We start from the raw sequence: 15,840 nt of genomic DNA, 5'->3' as shown, positions 1-15,840 counted from the left end.
TGGGATGGAGACCGACGGCAGCGGGCGCGGGTGTGAAGTCCTGGTTGCGGGACCGTACTTCGCGGATCTGGTGTTCCACGGCCTGCCCCGGCCGGTCGAGCCCGGCGGGGAGGTGTTCGCCGGTGGCTTCGCCTTCGTCCCCGGTGGCGCCTACACCCTCGCGATGGCGGTGCACCGGCTCGGACGCAGGGTGGTGTGGGGCGCCGACTTCGGTACGGACCCGTTCAGCGCCGAGGTGCTCGCGGCCGCGCGAGCCGAGGGCCTGGACGAGAGTGCCTTCCGTCACCACCGCTTCCCGGTCAGGAGCGTGACCGTGGCCCTGTCCGGCCCCGAGGACCGGGCCATGGTCAGCTACCAGGACCCGCTGCCCGCCCGGCCGCTCGTCCCGCTGCTCCACTCCCACCGGCCCGAGGCGATGATGTTGCCACAACTGCGGTGGGACGCCGAGGCGTTGGAGGCGTGCCAGGCGGCCCGGCGGCTCGGGGCGCTGGTCGCCATGGACAGCCACGACGTCCCGGCGACCCTGGCGGACCCGTTCGTACGCCGGGCCCTCGCGGGGGTCGACGTCTTCACACCGAACGCCGCCGAGGCCCTCCGGCTCACCGGTGCCCGGACCGTGGACGGCGCGGTCGCGGAACTCGCCGACCTGGTGCCGATGCTCGTGGTCAAGCGCGGAGAGCGTGGGGCCACCGCGGTGCACGGTGGCAGGCGGTACGACGTCCCGTCCGCCGCGGTGCGGGCCGTGGACACCACCTCCGCCGGGGACTGCTTCAACGCCGGGCTCGTCCACGGGATGCTCGCCGGCTGGGACCTGCCCGCCTGTCTGGCCGCCGCGGCGGCCTGCGGAGCCGCCGCGACCACCGGTCCGGGGTCGAGCGCCGCCCTGCGCGGCGAGGAACTGCCGCAGTGGCTGGAGCGCATCCCTGACCATTCCGAGATTGATGTGCACACTTCACTGCACTGAGTGATCGTGTTAACGTCCGTCAGGTGTCGAGGATTCTGGTCACCGATCTGGATGGCACGTTACTGGCCGGCGGGACCGAGGGCCGGCGCCTGCTGCGGGAGGCCCTGGGCCGCCACCCCGAGGTCACCGTGGTCTTCGCCACCGGCCGGGGCTCCGCCTCGGTCCGCCGCGTGCTGCGCGACCCGCTCGTCCCACGCCCGCGCTGGATCATCGCCGACGTCGGCGCCACCGTGCTCGACGGCACCGACTTCTCCCCGGTGGAGCCCCTCCAGGAGCAGCTGCGCGCCGGCTGGCCCGGTCCGGCCCGGGTCAGGGCCGCCCTCGGACGGTTCCCCGCGCTCGCCTACCAGCACGGCGTGGCCCAGGACGGCCGCTGCTCCTACCACCTCCCGCCGGACGGGCTCACCGGCGAACTCATCGCGGCGGTCGGGGCCTTGGGCTGCGCGTGGGAGTACTCGGCGGACCGCTACTTCGACGTCCTGCCGCCACGGGTCTCCAAGGGCGGTGCGCTGCTGGCGCTGGCGGAGAAGCTGACCTGGCCCAGGGAGTCGATCCTGGTGGCCGGGGACTCGCTCAACGACCTGTCGCTGTTCCGGCTCGGCGCCCACGCGGTCCTCATGGCCGGCGCCGAGGGTGCCCTGAGCGCGGCGGTCGGCGACGACCCGCTGGTCCACCGTCCCGACCGACCGGGCGCGGCCGGCATCCTCGCCGCCCTCCAGGACCTGGGCTGGGTGACCCGGCCGGCGCGCCGCCCGGCACGACGGCACTCGGTCGTCGTCGGATACCACCGCCCTCCCCCGCACCGGACCGGCGTCCGCACACCCACCAGCCCCAACGGCATCCTGCCCACGCTGACCAGCGCCTTCGCGGACGGACTGCCGGGCCTCTGGGTCGCCGCCCGGACCGTCGACACCGACACCGACACCGACAACCCCTCCGTGCCGTACCCGGATCCGGGCCGCGGGCCGCGCCACGGCCGGCCCCCCCTGTCCCTCGTGCCGCTGAGCGCGGAGCAGTGGGGCGACTACTTCCACCGGGCCTGCAAGGAGACCCTGTGGCCGGTCCTGATGTCCGAGCCGCACCGCTCGACCTTCCACGAGCACTCCTGGGCCGCCTACCGCGCCGTCAACGCCCGCTTCGCCGAGCACATGGCGGCCCGGACCGCACCCGGCGCGACCGTGTGGCTGCACGACTACAACCTCTGGCTGGTCCCGGGCATCCTGCGCAGCGTCCGGCCCGACCTGCGGATCGGGATGTTCCACCACACGCCGTTCCCGCCCGCGGAGGTCTTCGGGACCCTGCCGGTCGCCACGGAACTCACCGCCTCGCTGGCCCGCCTCGACTGGGCCGGATTCCACATCGCCGCCTTCGCCGACCACTTCCGGAACGCCCTGGCGGGCCGGGCCTCCACACCGCGGATCGGGATCCACCCGCTCGGGATCGACCGCCCCGCGATCGAGGCGATCGCCCGCTCGCGGCCGCGGCCGGACCGGTTACCCGGAGACCGGGTGGTCCTGTCGGTCGAACGGCTCGACTACGCCAAGGCCCCGGTCCAGAAGGTCGACGCCATCGACCGTCTGCTTGCCACCCGCCCGGACCTGCGGGGACACCTGACCTTCCGGCTGGTCTGCCCTCCGCCCGAACCCGGCATCACCGCGTACGACACCACCCGCGTCCTGCTGGAGCAGCGCGTGGCACAGGTGAACGACACCTGGCGCCGGGGCGCGTGGCAGCCGGTCGACTACCGCCCCGACAACCTCCCCTTCCCCGAGATCATCGACGAGTACCTGGCCGCGGACGTCTTCTGGGTGACCTCGCTGCAGGACGGAATGAACCTCACGGCGCAGGAGTTCGTCGCCGCCCAGGCCACCCGGGCCGCGCTTCCCCGGCTCTGGGCTCGCGCGCCGGGCGTCCTGGTGCTCTCCCGGCACGCCGGCGCCGCCACGCTCTTCGGTGACACGGCCGTGCTCACGGATCCGCGCTCGCCCGAGGACCTGAGCGCTGCGCTGGCCCGAGCCCTCACCCTCACCCCGGCCGAACGCCGCCTGCGGATGGAACGGCTGTCCTACCTCCTGGGCCGCGAACGACCGGTCGACTGGGCGGAGCGGATCATCGGAGCGATCCGGCGGTCCCGGCAACCCCGTCCGCAGAGCCCGGTGCAGTAACCGGGGGCGCGGCGCCCGATGCCCGATCCGCGTCAACGCCGCTGGTCCTGACGGGGTGACACCCGAGTCGCCGCCCTGACGAAACCCCGGGAACTCCACCAAGACGATCATCTATGCGCGCACCCCCGGCTTCGGTACGATCACCGACGATCCATCGACCTCCGCGCGTTCGCCGCGGAGTGGGCGGCCCCGCCGGCCGACGAGGACGGTGTCCCGAGCGGCCGGCTCTGTGCACGCGACGGCCCGCTGGGCTCTGGGCTACACCGAGCCCTGCGGTTCGGATAGTCCCTATGGGCGTGTCGGATCGACTCGGCCTTCATCCATCGGCCGAGGCCGTGTCCACGGTGCTCGGGCAGCACGCCGGTGCCGTAGTGCTGGCCGTCACCTGCGCCGTTGCCGGGGATGACGAGTTCGGTGAACCCGGCGATCGAGCCGTTGGGAGGCGTCGACGGCGACGACGGTGTGCAGGTGGTCGCCGCGCTGTTCGACGGCCTTCGCCGCGGCCCGCACGCGGTCCACGTCCCAGGTCAGGGTGCCGTGGTCGGTGCCGTCCATGGGCATGTCGTCCATGGCGCGGCGTGAGGCGGCGAACGTCTGGGCGAGGTCGTCGGGGACGGTTCCCTGCCATGACATCAGCCGGTAGCCGGGATGCGGACGCTCGATGATCTCGGCGAGGACGGCGGTGTCCACGTCACCCAGCGGCAAGCGGGTGAACCTCAAGGTGAGGACCTTCCGGAAGCCGCGCGCTGCCAGGAAGCGGTCGCCGGGCGATCCGGCTTCTGCCTGCGCGACAACGCAGCGTCGGGCGTTGTCCCGGGCGGTGGCCACGGCGGTGTCGAGGAGCCGGGAGCCGACGCCCTTGCGGCGCTCCGCGGGATGAACACGGAGGTCGAGCTCGGCCGGGTGCTCTTGTCCGCCATCGAACAGGCACAGAAAGGCCGTCCCGGCAGGGGTGGAATCTGCGTCCGATGCCACCGCGGCCGGCCCCGCGGCCCGTACTCGACGGGTACGTCCCGCCACCGGAACACCGGTCCGGACCCGGCGATCGTCCGGCCATGTCCACGGCACGTCGCGGGCACCCCCCAGCAGTGCCACTACGACAGCGCGACCGGGACGTTCACCCTCCGGTACAGCGCCCGCCGCGCCGATTCCGGGCAACCGTTCGCCCGCGGAGCCCGCACCGAGGTCTGTCTGCCGCAGAGCACCTGCCCCGACGGCTACCGGGTCGAGAGCCAGGGCGCCGAGGTCGTCTCGGCGCCCGACGTCCGGCTCCTCCCTCTTGCCACCGGCGCCGGGCAGGACACCGTCCAGGTGACCGTGGTGCGAGGCTGACCGTGACGGAGACGGGGATGTGAACGGCTACCCCCGGGCTGGGGGACCGCCCCCGCCTACGGCCGGGTGGGGGCGGGTTCGGTCAGGCGGCGGACGGCGTCGACGACGGCGGCGCGGTGGCGGGTGAGCCGGTCCGGGGACAGGGGGGCTCCGTCGGTCTCGGTCTCGGTCTCGGGGAGGGTGAACCAGGCCTGGGCCAGGGCGGCGACCAGGACGAGGATGTCGACCGGGTCGTGGGACGGTTCGATCCGCCCGTCGCGCTGGGCGGCGGCCAGCGCCTCGCGCTTGACACGGTACGCGGCGGCCTGGGCGGGGGTGGCCTCGGGGCGTTCCAGCCGCTTCCAGGTGACCAGGCGGACGAGGTCGGGGTGCGCGGACAGGTGGTCGAAAACGGCGCCCGCGTAGCCCGGCAGGTCGTCCGGGTCGAAGGGCACCGACTCGGCGCCGAGGAGCAGGGCGCGCTCGATGACGATGTCGAAGAGCTGCTCCTTGTTGCCGAAGTAGACGTAGATCAGCCGCTTGTTGGCGCCCGCCGCCTCGGCGATGCGGTCGACCCTGGCGCCCGCGATGCCGTAGGCGGCGAACTCCGCGAAGGCGGCGTCGAGCAGGCGTGCCTTGGTCGCGTTCGAGTCCCGTGCCATGGCTGAAGCGTAGCAAGTAACTATCCGGTTATTGACAAACGACGAGGACCGGCGCAAGCTCGAACCTATCCAGTTAGTTACATACCTACGGAGCACCCCACCATGGACATCCGCGCACTCGGCAGCCAGGGCCTCACCGTTTCCGCCCAGGGCCTCGGCTGTATGGGCATGACCGCCTTCTACGGCACCACCGACGAGGCCGAGTCGCTGGCCACCATCGACCGCGCCCTGGAGCTCGGCGTCACCCTGTTCGACACCGCCGAGAGCTACGGCCCGTTCCGCAACGAGCAGCTGCTCGGCAAGGCGCTCGCGGGCGCCAAGCGGGAGCGGGCGGTCGTCGCGACCAAGACCGGCATCGAGTTCACCGACGACGGCGTCCTGGTCGGCCAGAACGGCTCGCCCGCGTACGTCCGCCGCTCGCTCGACCGCTCCCTCGCCCACCTCGGCATGGACCACGTCGACCTGTACTACCTGCACCGGGTCGACCCGGAGGTGCCGGTCGAGGAGACCGTCGGCGCGATGGCCGAGCTCGTGGCAGCCGGCAAGGTCCGCGGCATCGGCCTCTCGGAGGCGGCCGCCTCGACCATCCGCCGCGCCCACGCCGTTCACCCGATCAGCGCCGTCCAGACCGAGTACTCGCTGTTCGAACGCGGGATCGAGGGCAACGGCGTCGCCGAGGTGCTGGCCGAACTCGGCATCGGCCTGGTGGCCTACGCCCCGCTCGGCCGCGGCTTCCTGTCCGGGGCGATCACCAGCCCCGACGACTTCGCCGCGGACGACTTCCGCCGCACCGACCCCCGCTTGCAGGGCGAGAACTTCGACCGCAACCTCGCCGTGGTGGACGCGGTCCGCCGCCTCGCCGACCAGAAGGGCGTCACCTCCTCCCAGCTGGCGCTCGCCTGGGTGCTGGAGCAGGGCGCCGTGGCGATCCCCGGCACCAAGCGCCGCCGCTACCTCGAGGAGAACCTCGCCGCCTCCGGGATCCGGCTGGGCGCGGAGGACCTCGCCGCCATCGAGGCCGTCGCCCCGGCGGGCGTCGCGGCCGGCGACCGGTACGCCCCCGCGCTGATGGCCTCGCTCGACGGCTGATCGTCCGACCGGAGACCCCGCGCGGACGCCGCCCAGCGTGTGCGGCCGGGGCCGCGCCGGGAGAGCATCGACCCCCGGGGGAGTCGCCGACTCCCGCCAGGGGCCGTCGCGCTCCGGGCCGTCGCCCCGGGGATGCGCCGGCCCCCGAGAGAAAGGGGCAGGACGATGCGCGTCGATACCCGTCATCAGCCCGGATTCGCGGTGGCCCGCTGCGCACTCGACGCCGGCGAGTCGCTGGTCGGGCAGTCGGGCAGCATGTATGCCTGCAGCCAGGGCCTGGAGGTGGGGGCGAAGGCCGAAGGAGGCGTGCTCTCCGGCCTCAAACGGGCCGCGTTCGGCGGCAGCTCCCTCTTCCTGACCCGCTACACCGCCTCCGCGCCCGGCGGCTGGGTCGACCTGGTCCACCGGCTGCCCGGGGACGTCGCCGCCGTGGAGGTCGCCGGCTCCGGCCCGTCCGGTCCGCTCCAGGTGACCCAGGGCAACTGGCTGGGGTGCTCGGCCGGGATCGAGCCGCAGACCAAGTGGGCCGGCATGCAGAACCTGCTCGGCGGCAAGGGCGGGTTCGTCCTGCGGATGGAGGGCGACGGCACGGTGGTCGTCGGGTGCTACGGCGCCCTGGACACCGTGGTCCTGGCCGGCGGCGAGAAGATGACGGTGGCCACCGGCCAGGTCGTCGCGTACGACGCCACCGTCACCCTGGCGGTCCGGCGCCTGGTCCAGGGGCGCACCATCGGCTCGCTCAAGACCGGGCAGTTCCTGGTGTGCGACTTCACCGGGCCCGGCCGGCTCCTGCTCCAGAGCCGCAACCCCAGCGCGCTCGCCTCCTTCATCCAGGAATCGGTCCAGGACAAGGGCGCCGAGGTGACGGACGACGAGTAGCCCAGGATGCCGCGCATCGGCCGGGTCCGTCCGACTGCTTCGTCTCCTGTCGGTGGCCGCGGCCGGTGGGCGGGGCGGGACGTCCGCCCGCCGGCCGGGGCGGGCGGGTCAGCCGTGGTGGTGGAGGGCGTCGCCGACGAACTCCATGGTGACCGGGAGGGGCTTGGTCCGGGACAGCTTCACGGCGACGCCGCGGGCCAGGTCGAAGGCGGCCACCGGGTCCCGGTAGTCCGTCCAGGGGTCGGCGCCGCACCAGCGGCCGATCAGCCGGAACTGTTCGACTGCCTGTCGGTGCATCCCGGCACGGCCGAGGAAGTCGGCGAGCAGGTGGCGCAGGACGGGCAGCCGAGGGTCGTCCGCCGGGACGGTCGCCAGTGCCTTGGTGACCGCCTTCAGCCGGTCCTTGGTGATCGCCGTGGCCGGGAACGCGCGCGGGCCGTTGCGGCTGACGAGCTCGGAGAGGGCGTGCAGGTAGAGGCCGGCCAGCGGGCTGCCGGCCGGGGCCTTGCGCAGCGCGCGGCGAGCGAAGGCCATCATCGCCCGGTCGGAGCCGTGCCACTTGGCGCACCAGTACTGCATGGCCTGCCAGTGCCCCTCGTAATGGTGCGGGGCGCGCTGGACCAGGCCCTTCCACAGCGGCCGGAACTGGTCCTTCGCGTACTGGGCGCCGCGGGCCGCCGTGATCATGACCGCCCAGGGCCCCGGGTTCTCCGGCGCCAGCAGGGCGGCGCGGCGCGCCGCGTCGATCGCGGCGGGCAGCAGCCGCCGGAACTCCGCCATGTTCTCGGGCGCGACCTCGTGCGCGAACCCGCCGCCCCGGATCGCCCACGCCCGGTGCACCATCAGCTTGGCTTCCAGGGTGGCGGCGTCGCAGTTGTCCGGGTCGGCGGCACGCCAGGCGGTGAGCCAGGCGTCGTCCTGCCTGGCGATCTCGGCGAGCAGCTCCAGCCGGTCCCAGCGCTCGTCCCAGTCCTCGCCGGCGGCCTCGACGTGCGCGACGGCCGCCCGCCAGTTCCCGCCCCAGGCCGCGTCGGCCACCGCCTGGGACCGCTCCCGCCGCTCGGAGGGCACCGGCGGCCCCGCCCGCCCCGGGTCGAGCCCGCCCCGCGGCACCAGACCGTACGCGGCGGGATCGAACCCGGTCCTGGCCCATTCGGCGGCGTTGGCCCTGCGGCGGGACCCGATGAGGAGGGCGGCGAGGAAGGTGCCGATGACGATGATCACAACAGCTGTCACGGCGGGCGATCATCCCAGGTCGAAAGAGCCGGCGGCAATGGGGAATCCGCGCCCGTGCCCCGTGCCCCGTGGCCGCCCGCCGCAGGCCGCGCGGGCCGGAGACCGTTTCCGGTCAGCCGGTGGGTTGCCGAAGGAGCCACTCCCGCACGCTCGGTGAGGTGTCGAGCTGTCGGCTGACCCGCTCGCCGATGTCCCGGGAGGTGAGCCGGGGCAGTGGGGTGAAGTCGTCGGGGAGGATGTCCAGCAGGCTCAGCACGTGTTCTCCCGTGTGGAGCGCGAGGAGGAGTTCGCACCGTATCTGCCGGGGCAGTTCGGGGAGGTGGGCCGGACTGTTCCAGCAGGCGGGCCAGAGGAAGTGGTCGGCCTCGGGTGCGGCGGTCGCGGCCACCCAGGCCGGGTCGAGCTTCTGGTTGACCCCGAGTTCGTGCGCTCGCTCCTCGAGGCGGAGCAGTGTCGAGGTGTCGACGATCTTGACCTGGCGGGGGAGCGGGATGTCCTGGTCGGGCTGCATCGCACCATGGTCGCCTGCCCGCGCCGGTCGGTGTGGCGGAAGCCGGAGGAGGGGAGGGGTCCTCAACCGCACGGGACCGCAGCGCCGTCGTCGGACTGCTCTGGGATGCTGCCGAGCGAAACGGCAGGTCCGCGACTGCGCACCGGCTCCGGACCGGGCGGGAGGATGCCCGATGCCGGTGCCCCGCCGTACCGTCCGTGACCTGGTGGGCCGGGACGAGGGCGGGTTCGTGGGGGTCGGCATCACAGGTTGATGACGGTTGAACCGAGGTAGGCATAAGGTAAAGTCAGGCTAGCCTTAGTTAGGCTAGCCTCGCCTTATGGGCCACCTGTTGCTGGCCGCGAAGACGGCCGGCTACGCCACGCCCGAACTCTGGCGGGTTCTGACCAAGCCGCGACCGCTGGCTCGACCTCGTCCTCGACCAGACCCACATCCTCGCCGGCACCGTCTGGCTCGGCGGCCTCGCCCTGCTCGTCTCGCTCGCCGGCACCCGCGGCCGCCTCGGCGACAGCGCGGGCCTGCTCTGGGCCGACCTGTGGCGCCGCTTCAGCCTCGTCGCCATGATCTGCGTCGGTGCCGTCACCGTCTCCGGCCTCTGGCTCAGCTGGAAGCACGTCGGCGCCGTCTCCCCGCTGTGGACCACCGGCTACGGCGTCGCCCTGCTCGTCAAGGTCGCTCTCGTTCTCGGCCTCGTCACCGCCGGTGCGTTCAACCAGTTCTGGCTCATGCCCCGCATCGCCCGGGCCCGCCGCGCCGACGACGCCGCCTCCCTCCCCCACCTGACGCTGCGCCACTTCCCGAAGGTCGTCTGGGGCGAGGTCGTCCTCGGCGTCGCGGTCCTGGTGGTCCTGCCGTTCCTCGCCGGGTCCGCCCGCACCGAGGCCGGCAGCCCGAAGGCCGTCTCCTCCGGCAGCGTCCTCGCCGCCGGTGCCGTCCTGGTCCTGGCGCTCGCCGTCTCCCTGTACGCCACGGCCAGGGCCTCCGGCGCGCTGTCCCGCCGGCCCGCGCCCACCCCGGCAGGGGCCTGACCGACGGCAGGGCCCGGCGGCGGTCCGCCTGCTGCCCACGGGCACCCGCCCGGCGCTGACGGCGAAGGGGCACGCCACCAAGGTGGTCGCCGCCGACAGCGACCGGGCCGTGGCCGGCCGATGACCACCGACCCGGCCGGTGGTGCGGGTGAGCCGCTACCGTGTGCGGGTGTCGATGGTGGGGGCAGGGGATGTGGACGGCTGGTCGGGACTCTTCGAGGGGATCGAGGCCCTGGTCGATCTGCCCGCGTTGCGGCGGGCGTGGCCGGCCGGGCTGATCCACGGCCCGTCGGTGGAGGTGCTGGTCCGGCTGATCGGTGTGGAGAGCGGCCTGCCGCTGGTGGAGCTTCCGGCCGCGGTGGTCGATGCCGTCATCGCCCATCCCGACCCGAGGACACGCCTTCGCATGGCGGATGCCCAGCAGGGCATGAGCCTCGACCAGTGGGTGCGGCTGATCGCGAGGGAACCCGACGCCGTGTACCGTCGCCGCGCCCGATGGATGGCCGTCTGGCGCTGTCGCCGTCCGTCCGCGGAGGAGTTCGCCCGCTGGGCCGGTGACGGGGACCCGCAGGTCCGTCTGCGGGCGCTGTGGTTCCGCGGTCTCCCCGAGGAGTCGGCGGTGGCCCTGGCCGCCGATCCCGACCCCGAGGTGCGGGCGGAGGCGTGCGGCTACGCCTGGCCGTATCTGAGTGAGGAGCAGCGGTCGGCGCTGGTGGCCGACGTCTCGGCCGAGGTGCGGGAGGCCGCCGAGGGGCAGGCCGGCCTCGACCGGCCGATGTCCCGGGCGGCGTACGAGGCCCTCGACTCCATGGGCCGGTTCCGTGCGGTGCTCTCCCAGCGCCTCGACCGTGACCTCGCCGAGGAGTTCATCCACCACCCGGAGTACGCGCGGCGCGCCAACCTGGCCACCAACAGCCGCCTGGACGCGGACCTGGTCGCCGCGCTGGCCCGGGACGAGGACCCTCGGGTGCGTGCGGCGGTCGCCGTCCGGCCCGAGGTCGACGAGGCTCTGCGCGCGGAGGTCGACGCCGGCCTGGATCCCGACTTCCCGCACTACCGGGTGGATTGGGTGGAGGATCTGCACGAGGACCCGGAGGCGATGCGGCGCCTGGCCTCCTCCGCCAGCCTGGCCGTCCGGCGGACCGTCGCGCGCGCCCGCCACCTGCCGCCCGACGTCGTGGACCTCCTCACCCGCGACCCCGGCCGCGGCGTGCGGTCCAACCTGGCCGTGTACTGCGAGGGCGCCCCCACCGAGCTGTTGCTGGAAGCCGCGACGCAGTGGCAGCACCCCTGGAACGTGCTCGCCCGCCCCGACTTCCCCCGCCACGCGCTCGCGGGCTTCGCCGACGACCCGGACCCGCTGCGGCGCCGACTCGCCCTGCTGGCCCCGGGTTCCACCGCCGACCTCGCCGAGCGGCTCGCCGACGACCCGGACGAGGCGGTGCGGGTCCGTGCCGCGGCCGACCCCCGCCTCGCCCCCGCCACGGTCCTGCGGCTGCTCGACTCCACGCCGCTCACCCGCGAAGCGGCCATCACCAACCCGCGGCTGCCCGTCCCCGCCCTCATCCGCCTCCTCCGCGACCCCGAAACGGCCCGCAGCGCGGCCGCCAACCCGGCCCTCCCCGCCGCGGTGGCCCACCGCCTGATCGACCTGGCGACCGCTCAGGACAGCGCCGACACCCCGGCGCCGACGGGCTGAGGCGGCGTCGGAATTCCCGGCGACGGCGGTGATGGGGGTCCGCTACGATACGCGAGCACTTCACATCTTTATGCGGACCTTATGTCCAGTTTGGGAATTCCTGTGAACCTCGACTTCGGTGTCGAACCCCTCTTCTCCTGGTACGTCGTTCTCCTGATCATCAGCGGTTTCGCGATGATCGGTATCGGCGCCATGGGCTCGTCCGGCCTCAGCACCGGCTGGCGCATCTTCAACGGCGTGGCCGGTGTCGGATTCGTCGGCTACGGCACCTACCTCGGTTTCATCTTCGAGGGCGGCACGTACGTCATCTTCTTCAAGGCGTTCATCCTGCCGGTCCTGATGATCGTCAACTTCGTGCGCTCGCTGGCCAACCGCAACCAGGCGCCCGCCGCTCCGCAGCCGCCGGTGCAGTTCCAGCAGCCGCAGGCCCCGGTGCCGCCGCAGGCCGCGGCCGAGGCCGCTCCGGCCCAGCCGCAGCCGACCGGCACCAGCGGCCCGACCCAGGCCGGCTGACCCGACGTCACCCGCCCTGCCGAACGCCGCCCGCTCTCCCGAGCGGGCGGCGTTCCGGCGTTCCGGGGACGGCCGGAGGGTGGGGCGGTCTCAGACGGCCATGACCGCGGTGCCCGTGGCTTCGATGGCGGTGAGCTCGTCGGTGGGGGCGGTGGTGTCGGTGACGAGGGTGTGCAGGAGTCCGGTGGGGCCGACGTGGGCGAAGGCGGTGCGGCCGAGCTTGTTGCCGTCGGCGGCGAGGAGGGTGCGGCGGGCGGCGGCGATGGCGGCCTTCTTCACCGCGGCGTCGTCGAGGTCGTAGGCGGTCAGGCCGTCGGCCGCGCTCAGGCCGCAGCAGCCGATGACGGCGGTGTCGAAGCGCAGGGCGGCCAGGGAGGCGAGGGTGAGGGGGCCGGTGAGGGCGCCCTCGGCGGCGCGGGGCCGGCCGCCGGGGACCATCAGCGCGGCGGCGCCCGGCGGATCGCTGAGCAGGTGAACGGCCTGCAGCGACAGGGGCATCACGGTGACGGGCCGCTGGTGCAGCAGGCGGGCGACCTCCAGGCAGGTGGTGCCGCTGTCGAGGACGACGGTCTCGCCGTCGGCGATGAGCGAGGAGATCTCGGCCGCGATCCGGCGTTTGGCGTCGACGGCCTCGCGGGCGCGCAGGGCGAAGGGCGGTTCCTCGCCCCTGAGCAGCAGGGTGCGGGCGCCGCCGCGGACACGTTCGAGGACGCCTTGGGCGGCGAGTGCGTCCAGGTCCCGCCGGATGGTCATCTCGGAGGCGCCGGTCAGCTCGGCGAGTTCCTGGACGGTCGCGCTGCCCGCGTCCCCGAGGGCCTGGGCGATCAGGGTGTGGCGGTCCGGGTTGCTCATACCGAGATTGAACCGCATCGAGGAACGAACAGGCAAGCTGTTCGGATGGCCAGGTTTCGAACAGGAAATCTGTTCGTTAGGGTGGGCGGCATGGAACGTTCGCTCCGAGCCGCCCGTGCGGCGACCTACGTCTGCTTCGTCCTCAACGGCACCCTGCTGGGCGCCTGGGTGGTGCACATCCCCGCCGTCGAGACCCGTGTGGGCATCGGCCACGCCGCCCTCGGCGGTCTGCTGGTGCTGTTGGGCCTCGGGGCCTTCGCCGGCATGCAGGTGGCCGGCCGGCTGACGGACCGCCTCGGCACCCGGGTCGTGGTCCCCGCCGCCGGCGTCCTGTGCGGTGCGTCGCTGGTCCTGCCCGGCCTCGCCCCGGATCCCTGGACGCTGGCGGGCGCCCTGCTGCTCCTCGGGTTCGCCAACGGCTGCCTCGACGTGAGCATGAACGCCCACGCCGTGCACGTGGAGAAGGCCTACGGACGGCCCGTCATGTCCGGCTTCCACGCCACCTTCTCGGTCGGCGGCGTCCTGGCCGCGCTCGCCGCCGCGGCCGCCGCGAACGCCGGCCTGAGCCCGGCCGGCACGCTCGGCGCCCTGGGCGCCGCAGGCATCGCGGCCGCCCTGCTGACGGCGCGCAGCCTGCTGCCGGGCACCCCGGCCGCCGCCGACGCCCGGGACCGCGAACGGACGTCCGCCGCCTCCTCCCGCGGCGGCGCCCGCCGGCGGATCGCGGTCCTCGCGGTGCTGGCGTTCCTGGTCATGCTCTGCGAGGGCGCCGCCAACGACTGGAGCGCCCTTCACCTGAAGGACGTCCTCGGTGCACCCGCGAGCACCGCCGCGTTCGCGTACGGCACCTACGCGGCGGCGATGACCGCCGGGCGGCTGCTCGCCGACCGGATCGTCGCCCGGTACGGGTCGGCGGCGGTGCTGCGCCACGGCGCGGCCACGGCCGCCGTCGGCATCACCGTCGCCGCCACGGCTCCGTGGGTGTGGGCCGCGTTCGCGGGCTGGGCGCTGTTCGGGCTGGGCCTGTCCGGGTGCGTGCCCCAACTCTTCAGCGCGGCCGGCCACGCGGATCCCGCCGCCGCCGGAGCCAACGTCTCCCGGGTCGCGGGACTGGGCTACCTCGGCATGCTCGCCGGCCCCGCGGTGATCGGCTGGCTGACCCACCTGACGGCGCTCAACCACACCTTCCTGCTGCTGACCGTGCTGTGCGCCGCCACCGCCGCGGCCGCCGGGATCCTGCGCACCGCACCCGACGGGCGCACCCCACCCGGCGGACGCACCGCACCCGACGGACACGGCGGAGCCGACCACGCGCCCGCGACGGCGCACGGCGGCCACTGACCGCCGTCGCCCACGAGCCCGCACCCCGAAGCCCCTGAACTCGAAGACCCGGAGACCCCGCCATGTCCCCCCGACGCATCCTGCTGTTCGACCTCTTCGGCGTCATCGCCCGCCCTCAGCGCCCGGGCGCCCTGGCGGAGATGGCCGCCCGCTGCGGTGCGCCCGCCGAGGCCTTCGCCGACGCCTACTGGTCCTGCCGCGAGCCCTACGACGCCGCCCGGCAGACCGCCGCCGAGTACTGGACCACGGTCCTGCGACAGCTGGCCCGTCCGGGCGACGCCCGCATGGTCGAGGAGCTGCGGCTCGCCGACGTCGACAGCTGGTCCCGGGTCGACGACCGCATGGTCGCCTACGTCCGGTCGCGGCGGGAGCGCGGCGAGGTCGCCCTGCTCTCGAACATCCCCGCCGACCACGCGGAGGCGTTCCTCGCCGCCCAGCCCTGGTTGCGGGACCTGGACCACCTCGCCTTCTCGGGGAGGATCCGCGCCGCGAAGCCGGACCCGGCGGCGTTCCACCACTGCGTCGTCGCGATGGGGGCGGCGCCCGCCGACTTCCTGTTCGTCGACGACCGTGAGGAGAACGTGCGCGCGGCCGAGGCCCTCGGCATGCACGGGCACCTCTTCACCGGCCTCGCCGACCTGGAGGCGGCCGTGGACACCTGGCAGCCCGCCCGGAACCCCGCACCCCGCGTCCGTCACTTCACCGAGCCGGCCATGGCGCCCTGGACGAAGTAGCGCTGGAAGGAGAAGAAGACCACCACCGGCACCAGCAGCGAGAGGAAGGCGCCCGGCGCCAGCACGTCCAGGTTGGAGCCGAACTGCCGCATCTGGGACTGCAGCAGCACGGTGAGCGGCTGTGCGTCGCTGCCGGCGAAGACCAGTGCGACCAGCATGTCGTTCCACACCCACAGGAACTGGAAGATGGCCAGCGAGGCGAGGGCGGGGAGGGCGAGCGGCAGGGCGAGGCGGCGGAAGGCGGTCCACTCGCCGCAGCCGTCCAGCCGGGCGGCCTCCAGGATCTCCTGCGGGATCTCCAGGAACTGGTTGCGCAGCAGGAACACCGCGAACGGCAATCCGTACGCGACGTGGAACAGCACCACGCCGGGGATGGTGCCGAACAGGCCGACGGCACCGAGCAGGCGGGCGACCGGGATGAGGCCGGTCTGGACGGGGACGACCAGCAGGCCTACCACGATCAGGAACAGCCAGTCCCGTCCGGGGAAGTCCAGCCAGGCGAAGGCGTACCCGGCGAGGGCGGCGAGGGCCACGGTGAGCAGGGTGGCGGGCACCGAGATGAGGACGGTGTTCCAGAACGCCCCGAGCACCTCGCCGCCGGACAGCAGGGCGGTGTAGTTCTCCAGGGTGAGCCGGGTGGGCTCGGCCAGGGCGGTCCACCAGCCGGAGGAGGCGCTGTCCTGTTTGGGCCGCAGCGAGGTGACGAGCAGTCCGACCGTGGGCATCAGCCACAGCGCGCCGGCCAGCAGCAGGACGGCCTGCACCACCGCGCTGCGGGTGAGCGCGCCCACCCGGGCGGCGAGCGTGCGGCGCGGCGCCCGGGCGGCCGTCCGCGCGTGCCCGGGGTTACGGCCGT

Annotated in this window: 15 protein-coding genes and 1 pseudogene; 10 read left to right on the top strand and 6 right to left on the bottom strand. The window is 73.8% G+C overall.

Translation table 11 applies throughout. The features are described from left to right. Positions 1-4 precede the first annotated feature (4 nt). Together ABWK59_RS02865 and ABWK59_RS02860 are read left to right on the top strand one after the other, a co-directional pair. Positions 5-964, top strand: coding sequence for a carbohydrate kinase family protein (locus ABWK59_RS02865; protein ID WP_354637677.1), 960 nt, complete (start codon positions 5-7; stop codon positions 962-964). 23 nt (positions 965-987) lie between these two features. Continuing rightward, entirely contained in the window at positions 988-3,129 is a 2,142-nt protein-coding gene (locus ABWK59_RS02860; RefSeq protein ID WP_354637676.1) for a trehalose-6-phosphate synthase, read from the top strand. A gap of 140 nt (positions 3,130-3,269) precedes the next feature. Here ABWK59_RS02860 and ABWK59_RS02855 read toward each other — a convergent pair. Further along, a pseudogene (locus ABWK59_RS02855) lies at positions 3,270-4,149 on the bottom strand (GNAT family N-acetyltransferase). Between ABWK59_RS02855 and ABWK59_RS02850 the strand changes: the two are divergent. Then, positions 4,033-4,461 (top strand): hypothetical protein, encoded by a 429-nt coding sequence (locus ABWK59_RS02850; protein ID WP_354637675.1) that lies wholly within the window; start codon positions 4,033-4,035, stop codon positions 4,459-4,461. The pseudogene ABWK59_RS02855 and the gene ABWK59_RS02850 sit on opposite strands and share 117 nt — an antisense overlap. Before the next feature lie 56 nt (positions 4,462-4,517). On the opposite strand, the gene ABWK59_RS02845 is transcribed toward ABWK59_RS02850, so the two are convergent. Then, on the bottom strand, positions 4,518-5,102 hold the full coding sequence (locus tag ABWK59_RS02845) for a TetR family transcriptional regulator (protein ID WP_354637674.1): 585 nt from the start codon (positions 5,100-5,102) through the stop codon (positions 4,518-4,520). Between the two features lie 102 nt (positions 5,103-5,204). Here ABWK59_RS02845 and ABWK59_RS02840 point away from each other — a divergent pair, with 102 nt between their 5' ends. After that, entirely contained in the window at positions 5,205-6,191 is a 987-nt protein-coding gene (locus ABWK59_RS02840) for an aldo/keto reductase (RefSeq protein WP_354637673.1), read from the top strand. A gap of 165 nt (positions 6,192-6,356) precedes the next feature. Beyond that, the gene (locus ABWK59_RS02835) at positions 6,357-7,070 is read left to right on the top strand and encodes a TIGR00266 family protein (RefSeq protein WP_354637672.1); all 714 of its coding nucleotides are present in this window, start codon (positions 6,357-6,359) and stop codon (positions 7,068-7,070) included. A gap of 108 nt (positions 7,071-7,178) precedes the next feature. Here ABWK59_RS02835 and ABWK59_RS02830 read toward each other — a convergent pair whose 3' ends face one another. Further along, complete coding sequence (locus ABWK59_RS02830; protein WP_354637671.1) at positions 7,179-8,306, bottom strand: hypothetical protein; 1,128 nt, start codon at positions 8,304-8,306, stop codon at positions 7,179-7,181. 112 nt (positions 8,307-8,418) lie between these two features. Then, on the bottom strand, positions 8,419-8,817 hold the full coding sequence (locus ABWK59_RS02825; RefSeq protein ID WP_354637670.1) for a hypothetical protein: 399 nt from the start codon (positions 8,815-8,817) through the stop codon (positions 8,419-8,421). A 431-nt stretch (positions 8,818-9,248) separates the two neighbouring features. Here ABWK59_RS02825 and ABWK59_RS02820 point away from each other — a divergent pair, with 431 nt between their 5' ends. The 3 genes from ABWK59_RS02820 (at position 9,249) to ABWK59_RS02810 (ending at position 12,057) form a co-directional block, all read left to right on the top strand. Continuing rightward, positions 9,249-9,845: a CopD family protein gene (locus ABWK59_RS02820; protein ID WP_354644810.1), complete on the top strand. Its 597-nt coding sequence runs from the start codon at positions 9,249-9,251 to the stop codon at positions 9,843-9,845. A 169-nt stretch (positions 9,846-10,014) separates the two neighbouring features. After that, the gene (locus ABWK59_RS02815; protein ID WP_354637669.1) at positions 10,015-11,544 is read left to right on the top strand and encodes a PE-PGRS family protein; all 1,530 of its coding nucleotides are present in this window, start codon (positions 10,015-10,017) and stop codon (positions 11,542-11,544) included. A 102-nt stretch (positions 11,545-11,646) separates the two neighbouring features. Next, the gene (locus tag ABWK59_RS02810; RefSeq protein WP_354637668.1) at positions 11,647-12,057 is read left to right on the top strand and encodes a hypothetical protein; all 411 of its coding nucleotides are present in this window, start codon (positions 11,647-11,649) and stop codon (positions 12,055-12,057) included. Positions 12,058-12,147: 90 nt separating this feature from the next. Here ABWK59_RS02810 and ABWK59_RS02805 read toward each other — a convergent pair whose 3' ends face one another. Beyond that, positions 12,148-12,909: a DeoR/GlpR family DNA-binding transcription regulator gene (locus tag ABWK59_RS02805; protein ID WP_354637667.1), complete on the bottom strand. Its 762-nt coding sequence runs from the start codon at positions 12,907-12,909 to the stop codon at positions 12,148-12,150. Positions 12,910-12,999: 90 nt separating this feature from the next. Between ABWK59_RS02805 and ABWK59_RS02800 the strand changes: the two genes are divergently transcribed. Both ABWK59_RS02800 and ABWK59_RS02795 read left to right on the top strand, forming a co-directional pair. Then, a complete protein-coding gene (locus ABWK59_RS02800; RefSeq protein WP_354637665.1) occupies positions 13,000-14,250 on the top strand; it encodes an MFS transporter in 1,251 nt (416 codons plus the stop codon). A gap of 62 nt (positions 14,251-14,312) precedes the next feature. Continuing rightward, positions 14,313-14,984 (top strand): HAD family hydrolase, encoded by a 672-nt coding sequence (locus tag ABWK59_RS02795; RefSeq protein ID WP_354637664.1) that lies wholly within the window; start codon positions 14,313-14,315, stop codon positions 14,982-14,984. Here ABWK59_RS02795 and ABWK59_RS02790 read toward each other — a convergent pair. Next, positions 14,945-15,775: a carbohydrate ABC transporter permease gene (locus tag ABWK59_RS02790; RefSeq protein ID WP_420492902.1), complete on the bottom strand. Its 831-nt coding sequence runs from the start codon at positions 15,773-15,775 to the stop codon at positions 14,945-14,947. The two genes, ABWK59_RS02795 and ABWK59_RS02790, sit on opposite strands and share 40 nt — an antisense overlap. Positions 15,776-15,840 lie beyond the last annotated feature (65 nt).

Origin of the sequence: Kitasatospora sp. HUAS MG31, from assembly GCF_040571325.1 — a bacterium.
Taxonomy (GTDB): domain Bacteria; phylum Actinomycetota; class Actinomycetes; order Streptomycetales; family Streptomycetaceae; genus Kitasatospora; species Kitasatospora camelliae.
This window is presented reverse-complemented; position numbering and strand designations above follow the sequence as displayed.